Below are 14,977 nucleotides of genomic sequence, written 5' to 3' on the forward strand. Positions count from 1 at the left end.
AAGCACCATGGTGGCCTACCCCATGGTGCTTTCCTTTTTTCACGAGGTGGAAGACTAGTCGTATGAGAGCACGAGTACTTGTCGTAGACGACGACCCCGCCCTGGCGGAGATGCTGGGAATCATCCTGCGCAACGACGGTTTTTCGCCCACCTTCGTCTCCGACGGCGAGGACGCGCTCGCCGCCTTCAAGGAGCACCGCCCCGACATAGTCCTGCTGGACCTCATGCTGCCCGGCATGAGCGGCCTGGACGTCGCCAAGGCCATCCGCGCCGAGTCCGGCGTCCCGATCGTCATGCTGACGGCCAAGTCCGACACCGTCGACGTGGTCCTCGGCCTCGAGTCCGGCGCCGACGACTACATCGTCAAGCCCTTCAAACCCAAGGAGCTCGTCGCCCGCATCCGCGCCCGCCTGCGCCGCGGCGACGACGTCACCCCCGAGCGGCTGGAGATCGGCCGCGACGGGCTCAAGGTCGTCATCGACGTCCCCGGCCACCAGGTCATGCTCAACGGCGAAGAGGTCAAGCTGACGCCGCTCGAGTTCGACCTGCTGGTCACGCTCGCCCGCAAGCCCCGCCAGGTCTTCACCCGCCAAGTGCTCCTGCAGAACGTCTGGGGCTACAACCGCAGCGCCGACACCCGCCTGGTCAACGTGCACGTGCAGCGCCTGCGCGCCAAGATCGAGCCCGACCCGGAGCGCCCCCAGCTCATCCAGACCGTGCGAGGGGTGGGCTACAAGGCCGGCCTGGGTTAGGCGTGGAGAGCACCGCCGCCCGTCTGGCCGGCCGGCTGCGGCGCTTCGCCCGGCCGGTCGTCGACCGCTTCCGCTCGTCGCTCCAGCTGCGCGTCGTCGCCGCCACGCTCGCGGCCTCGGCCGTCCTGGTCATCATCTTCGGCTTCGTCGTCGCCGCCACGGTGACCAACGGCCTCCTCGGGGACCAGAAGGAGGTGGCCGTCGTCGACGCCCAGGAGGCCCGCGACTTCCTCGCGCCGCAGCTGAGGCCGTACACGTCGCCCTCGGAGCCGGCCTTCGACAACGCCTTCCCGGTCATGCTCAACCAGCTGGCCGACGACCAGAACATGGCGGCGGTCTACACCCTCCAGATCGACGGCGGCAAGGCCGCGGCCTCCAACCCCGGGGGCACCGTCATCGCGCCCTCCCCCGAACTGGCGGCAGAGGTGGAGAACGGTGCCACCGCCACCCAGTACACCTCCCTCGACCTGGGCGACCACGGCGAGGAGCCCTACCTGGCCGTGGGCGTTCCCATCGACCAGGCGGTCGACTACCAGCTCTACGTCTTCTACCCGCTGCAGGCGCAGGCCGAGGCCGTCAACCTGCTGCGCACCGCTCTCGTCGTCGCCGGCGGCACGCTCGTGCTGCTCCTGGGCATCGTGGCCGGGCTGGTGACCCGCCTGGTCGTCAACCCCGTCCGCGAGGCCGCCCAGACCGCCCAGCGCCTGGCCGCCGGGCTCCTCCACGAACGGATGGAGGTCCGTGGCACCGACGACCTGGCCCGGCTGGCCGGATCGTTCAACCTCATGGCCGAGACCCTCCAGACCCAGATCCGCCGTCTGGAGACCATGTCGGTCATGCAGCGGCGCTTCACCTCGGACGTCAGCCACGAGCTGCGCACGCCCCTGTCGACGATCCGCATGGCCGCCGACATGCTCTACGACTCGCGCGAGGAGTTCGACGAGCCCACCGGCCGCTCCATCGAGCTGCTCGGCAACGAGCTCGACCGCTTCGAGTCCCTCCTGACCGAGCTGCTGGAGATCTCCCGCTTCGATTCCGGCTTCGCCCAGCTGGACACCGAGGCCGTGGACGTCCAGCCGATCGTCGAGGACGTCATGGCCGGGTTCGCGGCCCTCGCCGAGGACTCCGACGTCACCCTGTCCTTCGACGCCCCCGAGCACCACATCGTCGCCGAGATCGACGTCCCGCGCGTCACGCGCGTGGTCCGCAATCTGATCGGCAACGCCATCGACCACTCCCCCGGGGAGCCGGTCGAGGTCATCGTCCGCGACAGCGACACCGCCGTGTCCATCGGAGTGCGCGACCACGGCATCGGGCTCAAGCCCGGCGAGGCCGAGCGCGTCTTCGACCGCTTCTGGCGGGCCGACCCGTCCCGCAACCGCAAGACCGGCGGCACCGGGCTGGGCCTGGCCATCAGCCTCGAGGACGCCAAGCTGCACAACGGGACCCTCCGCGCCGTCGGAGAGCCCGGCAAGGGCAGCCTGTTCGTCCTCACCCTGCCGTTGCAGAAGGGCAACCGGGCGGCCAACTCGCCCCTGCCCCTCGACCTGGAAGGAGACCAGAGTGCGTAGGAACAGAGCCGCCGTCCTCCTGTCCGCCGCGCTGCTGACCGGATGCGGCGTGCCCTCCTCCGGCGGCGTCGAGGTCTGGGACCAGGACCCCGTCCAGTCCGACCAGGAGGGTCCGGCCGAACAGCAGTACGTGCCGACCGACGACTCGGAGAGCACGGTCAAGAACTTCCTCCACGCGGCCGCCGGGTCCGACGTGGACCGGCAGAACCGCCTGGACGCCTTCACCGAGGAGCCGGAGAACTACTCCAACCCCGCCGACGGCATAGGCATCATCGACGTCGCCGCCACCGGCTACGACGGCCGCTTCGACGACACCTCCCACGCCACCGTCGAGGTCACGGGCCGCAGGACCGGCACCTATCTGCCCGACGGGCGGGTGCGCACCAACCCGGACCCCGCGGAGTACAACTTCACCTTCGAGCTCGAGCGCGAAGACTACGGCGACACCTGGACGATCGTCGACGTGCCGACCGACCTCGTCATGCTCCGCGACGCCTTCCACGAGCTCTACGAGAGCTCGCCGGTCTACTTCGAGGCCACCGGCGGCGGCTCCACCAACCTCCTGGTGCCCGACCTCCGCTGGATCTACAAGAACCCGCGGGGCGGCAAGGAGAGCCTGGAAAAGCGGTTCTCCTGGGTGCTCCAGGGCCCCAGCGACCTGGTCTCCCAGACGGCCCGCAACGCCATACCCTCGGGGGTCAGCGCCGATATGACCGTCGAGGACGACGTCGTGGCCGTGGACCTCACCCGCACCGACTCCACCACCGAGATCGACCCGGGCAAGATCAGCGCCATCGCCGCGCAACTGGTGTGGAGCCTCGGGCTGAACTCGGCCGCGCAGCCGCTGGAGCTCTCGTTCGACGGCGGCGACACGCGGGCTGCGGGGACCATCGACAACTGGCGGAGTTGGAACGCCGTGCCCTCTCCCTCCGGGTCCGACGAGGCGGCCTTCTACATCCAGGACGGCACCGTCTACCAGTACGACAACAACAACACCCACAACAGCACCCCCTCCCCGGTGTATCCGTGGGTGGGCTTCCACGCCGAGGGCCTGACCGCCGTCGCCGTCGAGGACCAGCGCCTGGCCGCCGTCATCGGCGACGGGCTGTACACCTCCTCTTGGAGCGACCCCGCGAACGACCTCGTGCCCGTCCTCAAGGGCAAGGAGTTCTCCCATCCGCAATGGCTGGACTCCAAGCACCTGCTGTGCATCGTCGACGGACGGCTCTCCCTGGTGAACGTCGTCGACGGCACGGACTCCGAGCTGTCGCAGTCGCCGGTCACCGACGTGGCCGTCTCCGCCGAGAAGCGCCGCGTCGCCTACGTCTCCAACGGCAAGGTGTTCCTGGCCCCGATCATCTTCTCCGGCGACAGCGTCTCGCTGGGGTCGCCGACCCGGATCGCCTACGACATCGGCGACGTGACCAGCGTGGCCTGGGCCAGCGAGTCGAACCTGTGGATCGCCGGGGCGAAGAGGGACCTGTCCCCCTCGATCCACCGGCAGACGATCGACGGCGCCGAGGGCGAGCAGAAGCAGGACGCCATCGCGTTGGAGTTCACCGACCTGGCGGCTCGCCAGGCCGACCCGACCGACCCGCAGGCGCGGTTCGGGGAGCCTCTGGTCGGGGTCGCCAACGGGCGGCTGATGCGCAGCTACACGTCGACCCTGGTAGACCTGGAGGGCACGGAGGGGGCCCAGAGCCCGTTCGTGGTGCTGCAGGGGGCGGAGAACACCGCCCCGAAGTGACGGCGGCGGGTCGGCCGACCGCCGGCCCGGTTCCGGACACGGCAAAGGCCCGGGACGAGCCCGGGCCTGAGAAATTCTGAGCGGCGTCTACTCGACGGCGAAACCGACCTGGCGGGCCTCGCGTCCTTCGACCTCGACGTAGGCGAGCTTGTCGACCGGCACGATGACCTGGCGTCCGTTCTTGTCGGCGAGGCGGAGGAGGCCTCCGTCGGCCAGCGCCTTGTCAATGGTCGCGGCCAGGTCGTCGGCCTTCTCCTTGACGTCAATGACCAGTTCGCGCGGGGCGTACTGCACACCGATCTTGATCTCCATCAGCTCATTCTCCATCTAAGTCGTGTGGGAATCCCCGGTCCAAGATTACTCTGCGGCGTCGCGGGATACGAGATTCTGCGCTCAGGGCGAAACGGGAATAGCCCGTTCGGGCCCCACGCGCCGGAATCCGTGCGCACCGGCCGACGGACTCCGGCCGCCGCCCGGCCCCTCGACCCCGGTCCCTCGGAGGACTCTACTGCCCGTCTTCCGAGGGGGCCTTGCTTCTCGTCTTCCAAGGGGCTCTATTTCTCGTCTTCCAAGGGGAAGTACGAGATGCCCCTCCAGGACAGCGTCGCCATGAGGGCGACGGCCTCGTCCTTCGGGATCGGCCGTCCGACGGCGAGCCACTTCTTCGCGGCGATCTCCGCCGAGCCCGCCAGGCCCGTGGCCAGGATTTCGGCGCGGGCCTTGTCGACCCCGGTGTCGCCCATGATCGTGTCGGCCAGGGCGTCGATGCAGTCCTGCTCGGCCTGCTTCATCACCTTGGCGACGGCGGGATCGTTGCGCTGGTCGGAGTCGAACAGGAGCCGGAAGCCCTCACCCTGGCCGTCGACGAAGTCGAAGTAGGCCCTCATGGCGAGGTTCACCCTGTCCTTGTTGTCGTCCGAGGCGGCCATGGCGCCGCGCACGTTGTCGACCAGCTCTCGGGCGTTCTTCTCCAGCAGAGCGAGGTAGAGGTCGAGCTTCGATTTGAAGTGCTGGTAGAGGACGGGTTTCGAGACGCCGGCCCTCTCGGCGATATCGTCCATGGCAGTCGAGTGGTAGCCGTTGGCGACGAACGTGGCTTGCGCGGCCTGGAGCAGCTGGGCTCGCCGTTCGCTTCTCGGCATCCGCGATCTCTCTTCGGAGGCAGTGCTCACCATTACTCCTTTAAATTCGTGCCCGTGGAACGACCCTTCCAGTCTAATTCTGGCACGACTGTGCGTGCAGCGCGGTGCCCGGTGCTTTCCGTCTGACGGATGCCCTGGTATTACCCCTGGCACAGGCGCCCTGAACACCCCTTTGCGGACGATCCTCCCCGGCGCCGATCCGGACGCTCCGGCGAGGTGTCCGGAGTTTGTCAAGGAAAGTAACGGACGTCATGCAATAGCTTATTGTCACTACTTGCACACACTGGGAGCGCGACCACCCCGGGGAAGCGACCGGGTACCGCCTTTTGTCGGGTCCTATGTGTCCTCACGTTGATATCATTGCAGGTCAATGTATCAGCCCGTCTAGACGCTTTCCCAGGGCACCCCCGGAACCGGCCCTAGACTCAGGGCATGATCAAACAGATCACGCAAAGAATCACCCTAGTAACAGCCGCCATCCTGCTGGCCCTCGCGGTCGGCAGCTCCGCCTCTGCCTCGCCCACCGGCGGGGAGGGCGGAACGCTGTTCCTCAGCGTCACCTTCGACGACGGAACCATCGCGACCCAGACCCTGGACTGCCAGTCCGACTCTTCCGACCACCCCGCCGCCCAGACCTCCTGCGAACAGCTCGCCGAGGCAGGCGGAACCATCGCCGACATCCAGCCCGCCTCCTTCGCCTGCACCCTCGAACTCCGGCCCGCGCAGTTCCGCGCGATCGGTTTCTGGGACGGCCAGATCGTCTCCTACGAGGACGAGTTCCCCAACCCCTGTGTCGGAGACCGCGACACCGGCGGAAACCTCTTCAGCTTCATCTAAAAGGACCCCGAAGCTCAGAGAAACCCTAGAGAAGACAATGGACCGGCGGCCGCGGGAGCACCCCGCGGCCGCCTCGCCGTCTTCCGCGGTCCCTCAGTCCGTCGAGGTCGTCGAGGTCGTCGAGGTCGTCGAGGTCGTCGAGGTCGTCGAGGTCGTCGAGGTCGTCGAGGTCGTCGAGGTCGTCGACAGAGCGTCTCATGGGGACAGCACCATGTCCCCGCCCCTGACCGGGATCGGCAGAACGCACGCACCCGGCACCTCGGCCGGAATGCGTCGAACATGCCTCCCGGCAACCTTTACAGGAGCGCCGATCAGCGGTAGGCGCGTAGGAACACGTCCACTCCGTCGGAGATGATCGCACGGATCTCCGCGGCGTCCGCCGAATCCTGGTCTATCGCGTCGAGCGCCAGGCGGAGCGTCAGGGCGACGAAGTGCTGGACGGCCCTGTGCGGGTCCGACAACTTCAACTCGCCGTCCGCGGCGTACTCGGCGAACCGCTTCTCAAGCATCCCTTCACGCCGCTCGCGCCAGTCCTCCCGCAACGGCGAGCCGAGGGGCGCCTGCGAGTTCAGCCGCCGGAACACCGCATAGGTCGACATCGGGAACGTCTCGGTCGCGACCCGCTCCGCGAAGGCGCACAGCGCATCGCGCAAGTCCAGTCCTTCGGCGAGCTCCTCGTCGATCGCCGATCGCATCGTCGCGACCATGGCGTCGTTGGCGCGCCCCAGGACGATCCGGAAGAGGTTCTGCTTGTCGCCGAAGTGGTCGTAGACGGTGCGCTTGGAGACCCCGGCCCTCTCCGCGATCGCATCAACGCTGGTGACCTCGTATCCGTCCGAGACGAACAGAGCCTCGGCGGCGTCGAGTACGGCCGCTCGCTTGGCCTCGGACTGCCGTCGTCGGCCCGGTGTCTGTGCGGTCGTCTTCATCGTCCCCATCCTCCCATCATAAGGGTAGCAAAATAAAACTACACGGTGTAGTGTAGTTTTTGTTCCCGGGCGGGCGGACGAACACCCCGCTCACTCGGGCCCCCGGTCACGCCCCAGTCGACAACACCCTGGGCCGCGCGAGCCCGTCGCGGACCCCGACTCAAGGAGACCTCAATGCAAGAGACAGGAACCGGCCACGACCAGGCCGGCCTGCACACACGATGGAGCGGGCCGCTCATCGGCCTGGTATTCGTCCTGGCCATGGTGAACTTCGTGGTCGACTCGGCCATCACCGCGCCGCTCGTCGTCCTCCCGGAGATGCTCGACCACTTCGGTACCGACCAGCCGGCGTGGCTCAACGCCACCGCGATGCTGGCGGGCGTCATGTGGGCGCCCCTGCTCGGGAAGAGCGCAGACATCTACGGCAAACGCCGAGTGCTCGTTCTGACGCTGCTCCTCAGCGGCGCCGGCGCCGTCATTTGCGCCGTCGCGCCGAACCTCTGGATCTTCGTGCTGGGACGCGTGCTGCAGGGGGCGTCCCTGGCGGCCGTCTTCCTCTCCGTCGCCATCATCCGCAGCGTCTGCGCGCCGCGCATCGGCATGATCATCGTGGGCATCGTGACCTCCGGGTCCGCGGTGCTCAACATCGCGTCCCGGTTCCTCATAGAGAAACTGGCCGTGGAGTTCGGCTTCCAGATCCTGTTCGTCATATCGGCCGCCGTCGCCGCCGCCATGGCGGTCTGCGTGCGCTCCTCCCTTCCCGAGTCCGCGATCAGGACGCCGGGCAGGCTCGACATCGGCGGCGCCCTCCTACTGGGCGGAGGCCTGGCCGGGACGCTCGGGTACATCAGCCTCGGTTCGGACCTCGGGTGGCTCGCCATCGGCCCGCTGGCGCTCCTCGCGGGCGGCGCAGCGGCCCTGGCCCGGTGGTTCCTGGTCTCGAGTCGGAAACCCGATCCGCTGATCGACGTCGCGAACCTCGGCCGGCCCCTGGTCCTCACACTCCTCGTCGTCTTCCTCGCGGCCGGTTCGTACCAGAGCATGCTTCAGCTCATCCCCCTCATCGGCGACGTCTCGGCGGGCATGGGCCTCGGGTACGGACTGGCCGACCAGGGCTCGGTGGCGCTGATTCTGGCGGCTCCGGGGATCGGCGTCATGCTCGGAGGGCCTGTGTCCGGATGGGTCGCCGCTCGCGTCGGACCCGCCTTGACGCTGGCCGGGTCGGTCACGCTCGGGACCGCCGTGACCCTCGGGATGTTCATCGGCGCTTCCCAACTCGCCTTCGCGCTCTGCTTCGCGTTCCTGCTCGGCGTGACGGTCGGAGCGCTTGGAACCTCCGGTTTCAACATGGCCGGCAGCCTGGCTTCCCCCGAACGGCAGGGCATCGTGTCGAGCCTCGTCATGGTGATGGTGTCGATCGGGGCGGTGGTGCTGAACTTCGTGGGCGCGGCCGTCCTCAAGTCGAACACCGTGACCGTCGGGGGCGAGACTGTGTACTCGGCGGCGGGCGTCTTCGGCTACATCGCGATCGCCTCCGGAGCGTTCGCCGCGGCCGTGGTCCTCGCCGTCATGCTCGTGCGGAGAACCCGTCGCGGCCACGGCGCTTCGTCCGCCGACCTGGTCCGGAACGCGTCATGACTTGGCACGGCCCCCAGAATCCTCATCGAACGCCCCACCACATTGGAGACGAAGGAGTCGACGCATGAACACGAGACACGCATCGAGGGGAACGGTCCTGATCTCCGGCGCGAGCATCGCTGGCCCCGCCACTGCGTACTGGCTGAACCGCTACGGATTCGCGGTGACGATAGTGGAGAAGGCCGACGGGCTGCGCTCCGGCGGGTACCCGATCGACGTGCGCGGCACCGCGTTGGAGGTGGTCCGCCGGATGGGGATTCTGCCGCAACTCCAAGAGGCGCATATCGACTCGCGCCGGATGACCTTCCTCGACGCCGACGGCGGCGAGGTGGCAACCGTCCATCCGCAGGCGGTGGTCGGCGGCGTAGAGGGGCACGACGTCGAAGTTCGCCGAGGGGATCTGGCGGACGCCCTGTACGGTGCCGTGCGAGACGATGCGGAGTTCGTGTTCGACGACTCCATCGAGACGCTCAAGGAACACGGCCACGGCGTCGACGTGACCTTCCGCAGCGGCGTCCAGCGCAGTTTCGACCTGGTCGTGGGCGCCGACGGGCTGCACTCTCGCACCCGGGAACTCGTCATGGGGCCCGAACGGCCGTTCCACCGCTATCTCGGCTATTGCTTCGCCATCTTCACCATGCCCAACACGATGGGGCTTTCCCGTGAAGCGGTCCTCTGGAACACGCCCGGCAGGGCCGCCGCACTGTACGCGGTCGGAGAGCGCGACGAGGTGCACGCGTTCCTCAACTTCGCCCGTCCCGAACCGCCCCGCCGGGCCCTCCGCGATCCTGAGGCGCTGGGTGAACTCGTCGCCGACACCTTCGCCGGAGACGGTTGGGAGATCCCGGCGATGGTGGACGCCATGCGAAGTGCCGGCGACCTGTTCGCCGACACCGTCAGCCAGATCCGCTTGCCGTGGTGGTCCAGCGGGCGCACCGTGATGGTCGGCGATGCGGGCTATGCGCCGTCGCTCCTGACGGGGCAGGGGTCGAGCCTCGCGCTCGTCGGAGCCTACATGCTCGCCGCTTCGCTGGCGGAGCACCGTGGGCACACCACCGCCTTCGCCGCTTACGAACGCGGCACGCGCGGATTCGTCGAACTCAACCAGGCGCAGGTCGGCGAGGGCGACGCGGCGCTCTTCCCGACCACCGCCGAGGCTCTCGAACGTCGGAACGACAGGCTTCGCCGCCTCAGCGTCGTGCCGCCGAGAACCGGCCGCCCGGCCCATACGGCGCTACAGCTGCCCGACCTGGCAGATTGACCGCATATGTTCATAGCGTGGGGGCCACGGCATTGCCGTGGCCCCCACGCCCTAACCTGCAGAGCAGCCCAAGCCGATCAGGCCCTGGGGCACTTCTTCCACGAAAAGTGGTAGACCGTGTCGATGTCCCCGTCGGTCGAGTCCATCGCGATGAAGCTCTTCCGGGTCGGGTCGTCGCCGGCCCCCACCCTCAGCTCCGTGTTGATGTTGAAGTTGCGGTCCTCCCCGCAGGGCTTGTAGACGATCTGGCCCACATCCGTCTCATCGGTGAACTGCCAGTTGTCCGTGAATGGTGCCTCTAGCGGATGCTCCTCGGTCACGGTGTCAGGCTGCCCCTGGAAGTAGTAGGACGCCTTCTGCATTGCCGTAGCGCCCTCTTCCAGGTGCGCGAAGCCCCGGTAGTCGGCGCTCGCGATGCCGTAGGTGAACCCCTGGGGCACATGGACGATCAGGTTGATCTGGCAGTTCTTGCGGAAGTCGATCGGGTCGGAGTTGCCTCCCGCTTCGGCGAGGTAGTCGCTGTAGGTCACGGTGAAGGCCGTGTTGTCGCCGGAGACGGCCACCGCGGCCGTGCCAGGGGCGCAACCCGATCCGTTGACCGTCGCCACTTCGATCGTGATCTGCTCGTCCGGCGGCTCGTCCTCGTAAGCCTGTGCCGGGGCAGCCGTGGCCACCGTTGTCGCGGCGGCGCCGATGAGCACGGCGGCCGCCATGGAGATGCGTCGCATGGTTTTCATGCCTCTGTCCTTTTCTGTGCGGCTTTCCGGGAGAACCGTTGCCTCTAGGGGGCGCACTATGCCTAGGAGACTTGACTACTAAGCGGTAGTTGTCAATGGCATCGGTGCTGACTCGGATCGACCGCCACTGTCGAATACCAGGTATCCGGCGTGCGAACGCTCTTGATCGCATTCCATGCGCAGACGATCGTCGTCCCGTCGACAGATAGCAGTCCACCTGGCCCCATGGTCGGGACCGCTTGCGGAATCTCACCCTCGCCCACTCCCCAAGCCGTCGAGAAGGAGCCTGAGTTCAATAGACCAACGACGCCAAAGACGTCGTCTAACGGGCTGGAGAAGGTGCTCAGACGCTCCGAGAACTCCAGCTGACGCCAGGATCATCGGGCGGCACACCATAGACCAGCGTTCCGGTCGACACGACGCCCCCCTCACACCCATCGATAGCCGCACCTCTTTCACAGACCTTCAACAAGGTTGAATCTGTGCTGCACGCTGTTACGCTTGGCCCCCGCGACGTTCAAAGCGGCAAATACAGCGACGAAGAAGGAGGGCCGAGTGACTGAAGACCCTAAGCAGTACCGGAAGTTGGTAGAGGCACTGGCCTCCCACGAATACCAGGAGGCCCAGGAGCTGGCTGCTTCTCTTCCCGCTCATCAAGCGGAGAAGTACTCCGAGTACATGGCGGCGTTGTTCGCCGTCCTCCTGGAAGACAGGTTCAGGGGCGGCATCAGCAGAGACGGCATCGCTTCGTTCGTCGACCAGATGCGCCGCGAGTACAGGACGGCAGAGCCGAAGTTCAAACCGCTCACGGCCGAAGGGGTGATTCGGGGAAGCGCCGGCGAAGTCCATTTGCTGGACGAAATCCCCGGCGAAGAAATCACTTCCGTACAGACCCTCGTCATCGGCAAGCTCGCACTCTCGGGCACGACCGTGCGCCCTGACTTGCAGAACTTCCTCTCAGCTGCCGATGAACTCGTAGAGGGACGGATAGACGAGCAATAGCCTCGACCCCGATTTGATGGAGGCTCCGGCTTATGCCGGGGCCTTTATCGTGTTTTCCTCAAACGATCGTCGTCCAGTCGGCGCGCCCCAGCCGACGCCCCTCCCTCAATCCCGATCGCTGTCCTCGGTACGGAGACTCCGTGCGAACGCCCACCACAACGCCCCGCCGAGGGCCGCCGCTATTCCGGCGACGGTACCGAGCACTTGAAGGCTCACGGCGCCGAGCAGCAGCCCCAACGCCGCCAGCGACAACCGGGCCATAGTGTTGTACGTGGTGATGTGCAGGGCCATGACGCGACCCCTCAACCCTTCGGGAACCGTCTCCAGCAGGATGGTCGTGTCCAGCCCGACGATGAATCCTCCGGCGAACCGCATGACCGCCAGAATCACCAAGGCGGTGGCCAGGTCGGGGACGAGGAAGAACGCCGTCCACGCCAGCCCCTGGACGACATAGGCCGCGCCCCAGACGGTCAACCGACGATGCGGAGCCAGGCGCCCCGCCATCATCGTCGCGACCAGCACGGCCGTCCCGTCGAGCACGAAGGCCCACGAAACGGCCATGGCCGGACCTCTCAGATCCTCCAGCAGGCGGGCGGAGACCATGACCGTGTACCCGCCGCCGATGAATCCCCACGCAATGCCTATCCAGATGACGGACCTGGCCAGCGGATAATGGCGGGCGGCGGCGAAGCCGGCGACCAGGCCGCTCAGAAATCCGTGTCCCGTGCTTCGCAGGCGAACATCCTCACTGGAAAGCGCCGGCCCTGGTTCTCGCAGAAGCACCAGGGCCGCACAGCACAGCCCGAACAGAGACGCCGCAGCGAAGACGCCGCCGGACGCTGACAATGCCGAAGCGACGCCCGCGCCGAGAGCCCCGACGATGACCATCGCACCGTTCAACGATCCCAGGGCCGCATTGGCCCGCTGGCGAAGATCTGGCTCGACGACCGCGTACAGCCATTGCTGACGAGTTGGAGCCCAGAAGGCCATGGCGGCGGACTGGACGGCGAAAAGCAGCGCCATGGAAACTAGGTCGCCGTGAAGGGCCGAGACTCCCATGCCTATGGCGGCGAGAACCTGAACTCCCTGACACGCCAGACAGACTCGTCGAACGGGAAGCCTGTCGGCCACCCACCCGGCCAACGGTGTCGCGAAGAGTCCCGGCAGGGCGCCGCAGAGTTGCACGACGGCCAGAGTCGACGCGTCGGCCACGGAAAGGACGAACAGCGCGGTGGCGATCTGCAAAAGCCACATGCCCGCCGAAGCGAAGGCGCTCGCGACCCACAGCGTACGCGCCTCTCGGTGGCGAAGCAGGCCACACGATCGCAGTTCACCCACGATCTGTCCTTCGGCTTCCACGAACGACGCTGCGGAATTCCGGTCCATCCATGACAGAAAGCTATCGGCCGGCAAATGCCTTCAGATTTAGGGCTCTAGAATCGGCCGACAGCTGGGACAGCCCTCGCCGAATGCTGGAATCCGCCAGCCGTGCCGTGTGGGCAGGCACTTTCAATGTGACTCTGCCTCTTGCAAAAAGACGTACCCGAACTCAGTAGATGTTCGACTTGCCTTCTCCGGTGAGGGATGGAATCTTTCCGGACACAACTGGACGCCCGATACTCGCACCGGCGTGTCGTGGTTGACTACCCAATATGGGCTGGGTGACACTGGATATCGGTTCGACGGATCCGATGCCGCCGAAGATCGCAGTGGACATCCAGTCTTCTTCGATAGCGGCTCGCCAGCAAAAGCTACCAACTAACGCCTGGCGAGCCGCCCCCAAAAAACAACCCCCCGAAGGGAGCGGTTCTACTGACTCATCGTAGTTGATCTGTTCGGCTGAATCCAGCCGCCTTTCCGTAGTTGACCGCGATCGCGCCGATCGCGTCCAGCCGCCGTGCGCTCAAAACGACCTTGAGCAAGCCCGTACGTGCTCGTAGCTGCAGATACGCGCGTTCGGTCCGCCACGGCCGCACCTCGCCATGTTCCCCGGCGAGAAAACACCAGCTCAGTTCCTTAGTTCCCCCTGCCCTGAAACAGGCGTGCAGGGGAGTTTGGAGGCTTTTCATGCCTATCTCAATGCCACTCACTCTCGGTTCGTTCACCATCGAGGGCCGCAAGGTCCAGATCGTCCGCCGAGCGGCACGCAAGATCTTCTGGATCACCGTCGACGGCCGTACCGCCGCCATGGTCCACACCCACGACCGGTTCCTCCTCCCCCAACCCGGATGGACGATCCGCGACGACGTCGCCGACTGGCTGCTGGAGCAGACCATGCGCGCCCACTCCCACTTCGTCGCCTACTGCTTCGCGAAAGGAGTCCACCCCTAATGAACTCCTTCATCACTCAGTTCTCCGAGCACTCCGATTACGTCTACGCCGCCATTGTCTTCGTCGTCGCGATCGGCCTGTACGCCTTTGCCGTCTACCACGGCAACATCTACGGCCACAACGACCAACAGTCGTCCGACCAAGCCACCAGTGCGAACACGGCCCACGGGCGAGCCCACCGCCACGGGCGACCGGCCGGGCGTGTGTCGGGTCGCGCTCGGGCCCGAACAGTGCGTACGGATGGGACTGTCTTGGGGGCGGTGTCGTTTCTGGCGCGGACGTTCGAGGTCCGCGAGATCGACGTCTATACGGGCGTCATCATCGCCATCGAACCCGGCGGAGACCGTCTCATCGTCGGGGAAGCCGACTGGGGCTGGGGCTACCCCGGCAGGGTCTACTGGTCGCCCGACCCCAAACGACACGCACTGTTCACCGACAACAGTCGCCTGAAATTCGCGCTCGAACAACGCGTCTACGCCGTCATCGACCGCGCCGTCTTCGGAGCCGACCTCCCACCACGCTTCCACGAAGAAGTCTGGACCGCAGACCCGTACGTCTCACCGGACGAGCGAGCACAACAACACCGGCAACCGCAGGTTCAGCCGCAGGTGTGGACGCAACCGCCGCCACCGTCGCATTCGCGTCCCCGACCGCAGCCTCAGGGTCAGTGTCAGGAGGTGGGCCGTGACCGTGCTGTACTTGCCACCTAACACCACCGACCTCGGCACGCTCCACCACTACGAGCACATCTTCGACGTCCATTACGACGCCGAGGCCGGCACGGTCTTCCTCCTCGAACCCACCAGCGACGACACACCGATCCAACAACGGGTACCGACCGTCATCGCCGTCTGCGGAAAAGGAGTCTGGGCCAAACTCACGCTCTACTCCGACGAACTCTACAAACAAGCCCGCACGTTCCCCAACTGGGAGAACGAAATCCGCGACGCCATCATGATCCACGTCCAACGCCGCACCCGGTAGGACGGGCGCGTTCGGGGTCGGTCGGTCCAGCCGGTCCGGCCGACCC

At 66.5% G+C, this 14,977-nt stretch carries 17 protein-coding genes; 10 read left to right on the forward strand and 7 right to left on the reverse strand.

Annotated features, from left to right (window positions below):
- The first annotated feature begins 62 nt into the window (after nt 1-62).
- Genes mtrA through ACFTE1_RS15770 form a run of 3 tightly spaced genes read left to right on the forward strand, consistent with a single transcriptional unit; the run spans nt 63 to nt 4,070 of the window.
- The gene (gene mtrA, locus ACFTE1_RS15760; RefSeq protein WP_380621264.1) at nt 63-752 is read left to right on the forward strand and encodes an MtrAB system response regulator MtrA; all 690 of its coding nucleotides are present in this window, start codon (nt 63-65) and stop codon (nt 750-752) included.
- A 2-nt stretch (nt 753-754) separates the two neighbouring features.
- A complete protein-coding gene (gene mtrB, locus ACFTE1_RS15765; protein ID WP_380621267.1) occupies nt 755-2,323 on the forward strand; it encodes an MtrAB system histidine kinase MtrB in 1,569 nt (522 codons plus the stop codon).
- A complete protein-coding gene (locus ACFTE1_RS15770) occupies nt 2,316-4,070 on the forward strand; it encodes an LpqB family beta-propeller domain-containing protein (RefSeq protein WP_380621269.1) in 1,755 nt (584 codons plus the stop codon). Before mtrB ends, ACFTE1_RS15770 begins: the two co-directional genes overlap by 8 nt.
- A gap of 87 nt (nt 4,071-4,157) precedes the next feature.
- Here ACFTE1_RS15770 and ACFTE1_RS15775 read toward each other — a convergent pair whose 3' ends face one another.
- Entirely contained in the window at nt 4,158-4,382 is a 225-nt protein-coding gene (locus ACFTE1_RS15775; RefSeq protein ID WP_380621271.1) for a DUF3107 domain-containing protein, read from the reverse strand.
- Between the two features lie 242 nt (nt 4,383-4,624).
- Entirely contained in the window at nt 4,625-5,212 is a 588-nt protein-coding gene (locus tag ACFTE1_RS15780) for a TetR/AcrR family transcriptional regulator (protein WP_380621699.1), read from the reverse strand.
- 432 nt (nt 5,213-5,644) lie between these two features.
- On the opposite strand from ACFTE1_RS15780, the gene ACFTE1_RS15785 reads away from it, so the two are divergent.
- On the forward strand, nt 5,645-6,049 hold the full coding sequence (locus tag ACFTE1_RS15785; protein ID WP_380621273.1) for an SSI family serine proteinase inhibitor: 405 nt from the start codon (nt 5,645-5,647) through the stop codon (nt 6,047-6,049).
- A gap of 25 nt (nt 6,050-6,074) precedes the next feature.
- Here the strand turns inward: ACFTE1_RS15785 and ACFTE1_RS15790 are convergent, their stop codons facing one another.
- Together ACFTE1_RS15790 and ACFTE1_RS15795 are read right to left on the reverse strand one after the other, a co-directional pair.
- The gene (locus ACFTE1_RS15790) at nt 6,075-6,248 is read right to left on the reverse strand and encodes a hypothetical protein (protein ID WP_380621275.1); all 174 of its coding nucleotides are present in this window, start codon (nt 6,246-6,248) and stop codon (nt 6,075-6,077) included.
- Between the two features lie 112 nt (nt 6,249-6,360).
- Nucleotides 6,361-6,978 carry a TetR/AcrR family transcriptional regulator gene (locus ACFTE1_RS15795; RefSeq protein WP_380621277.1) on the reverse strand — a complete coding sequence of 206 codons (618 nt, stop codon included), beginning with the start codon at nt 6,976-6,978 and terminating at the stop codon, nt 6,361-6,363.
- 174 nt (nt 6,979-7,152) lie between these two features.
- Here ACFTE1_RS15795 and ACFTE1_RS15800 point away from each other — a divergent pair, with 174 nt between their 5' ends.
- Nucleotides 7,153-8,616 carry an MFS transporter gene (locus ACFTE1_RS15800; RefSeq protein ID WP_380621279.1) on the forward strand — a complete coding sequence of 488 codons (1,464 nt, stop codon included), beginning with the start codon at nt 7,153-7,155 and terminating at the stop codon, nt 8,614-8,616.
- 64 nt (nt 8,617-8,680) lie between these two features.
- The gene (locus ACFTE1_RS15805; protein WP_380621280.1) at nt 8,681-9,877 is read left to right on the forward strand and encodes an FAD-dependent monooxygenase; all 1,197 of its coding nucleotides are present in this window, start codon (nt 8,681-8,683) and stop codon (nt 9,875-9,877) included.
- A 77-nt stretch (nt 9,878-9,954) separates the two neighbouring features.
- Here ACFTE1_RS15805 and ACFTE1_RS15810 read toward each other — a convergent pair whose 3' ends face one another.
- Nucleotides 9,955-10,590, reverse strand: coding sequence for a DUF4360 domain-containing protein (locus ACFTE1_RS15810; protein ID WP_380621701.1), 636 nt, complete (start codon nt 10,588-10,590; stop codon nt 9,955-9,957).
- 579 nt (nt 10,591-11,169) lie between these two features.
- On the opposite strand from ACFTE1_RS15810, the gene ACFTE1_RS15815 reads away from it, so the two are divergent.
- Nucleotides 11,170-11,616, forward strand: coding sequence for a hypothetical protein (locus tag ACFTE1_RS15815; protein ID WP_380621282.1), 447 nt, complete (start codon nt 11,170-11,172; stop codon nt 11,614-11,616).
- 105 nt (nt 11,617-11,721) lie between these two features.
- Here the strand turns inward: ACFTE1_RS15815 and ACFTE1_RS15820 are convergent, their stop codons facing one another.
- Both ACFTE1_RS15820 and ACFTE1_RS15825 read right to left on the reverse strand, forming a co-directional pair.
- Nucleotides 11,722-12,954 carry an MFS transporter gene (locus ACFTE1_RS15820; RefSeq protein WP_380621284.1) on the reverse strand — a complete coding sequence of 411 codons (1,233 nt, stop codon included), beginning with the start codon at nt 12,952-12,954 and terminating at the stop codon, nt 11,722-11,724.
- A 479-nt stretch (nt 12,955-13,433) separates the two neighbouring features.
- On the reverse strand, nt 13,434-13,685 hold the full coding sequence (locus ACFTE1_RS15825) for a hypothetical protein (RefSeq protein ID WP_380621286.1): 252 nt from the start codon (nt 13,683-13,685) through the stop codon (nt 13,434-13,436).
- Between ACFTE1_RS15825 and ACFTE1_RS15830 the strand changes: the two genes are divergently transcribed.
- From ACFTE1_RS15830 to ACFTE1_RS15840, 3 genes are read left to right on the forward strand one after another with little or no spacing between them, the layout of a single operon-like run.
- Nucleotides 13,684-13,947: a hypothetical protein gene (locus tag ACFTE1_RS15830; RefSeq protein ID WP_380621288.1), complete on the forward strand. Its 264-nt coding sequence runs from the start codon at nt 13,684-13,686 to the stop codon at nt 13,945-13,947. The two genes, ACFTE1_RS15825 and ACFTE1_RS15830, sit on opposite strands and share 2 nt — an antisense overlap.
- Nucleotides 13,947-14,657 carry a hypothetical protein gene (locus ACFTE1_RS15835; RefSeq protein ID WP_380621290.1) on the forward strand — a complete coding sequence of 237 codons (711 nt, stop codon included), beginning with the start codon at nt 13,947-13,949 and terminating at the stop codon, nt 14,655-14,657. The genes ACFTE1_RS15830 and ACFTE1_RS15835 overlap by 1 nt, the downstream gene beginning before the upstream one ends.
- Nucleotides 14,632-14,931: a hypothetical protein gene (locus ACFTE1_RS15840; protein WP_380621292.1), complete on the forward strand. Its 300-nt coding sequence runs from the start codon at nt 14,632-14,634 to the stop codon at nt 14,929-14,931. Before ACFTE1_RS15835 ends, ACFTE1_RS15840 begins: the two co-directional genes overlap by 26 nt.
- The last annotated feature ends 46 nt before the right edge of the window (nt 14,932-14,977 follow it).

The sequence above is a fragment of the Salininema proteolyticum genome, assembly GCF_042685645.1.
GTDB classification, from domain to species: domain Bacteria; phylum Actinomycetota; class Actinomycetes; order Mycobacteriales; family Micromonosporaceae; genus Salininema; species Salininema proteolyticum.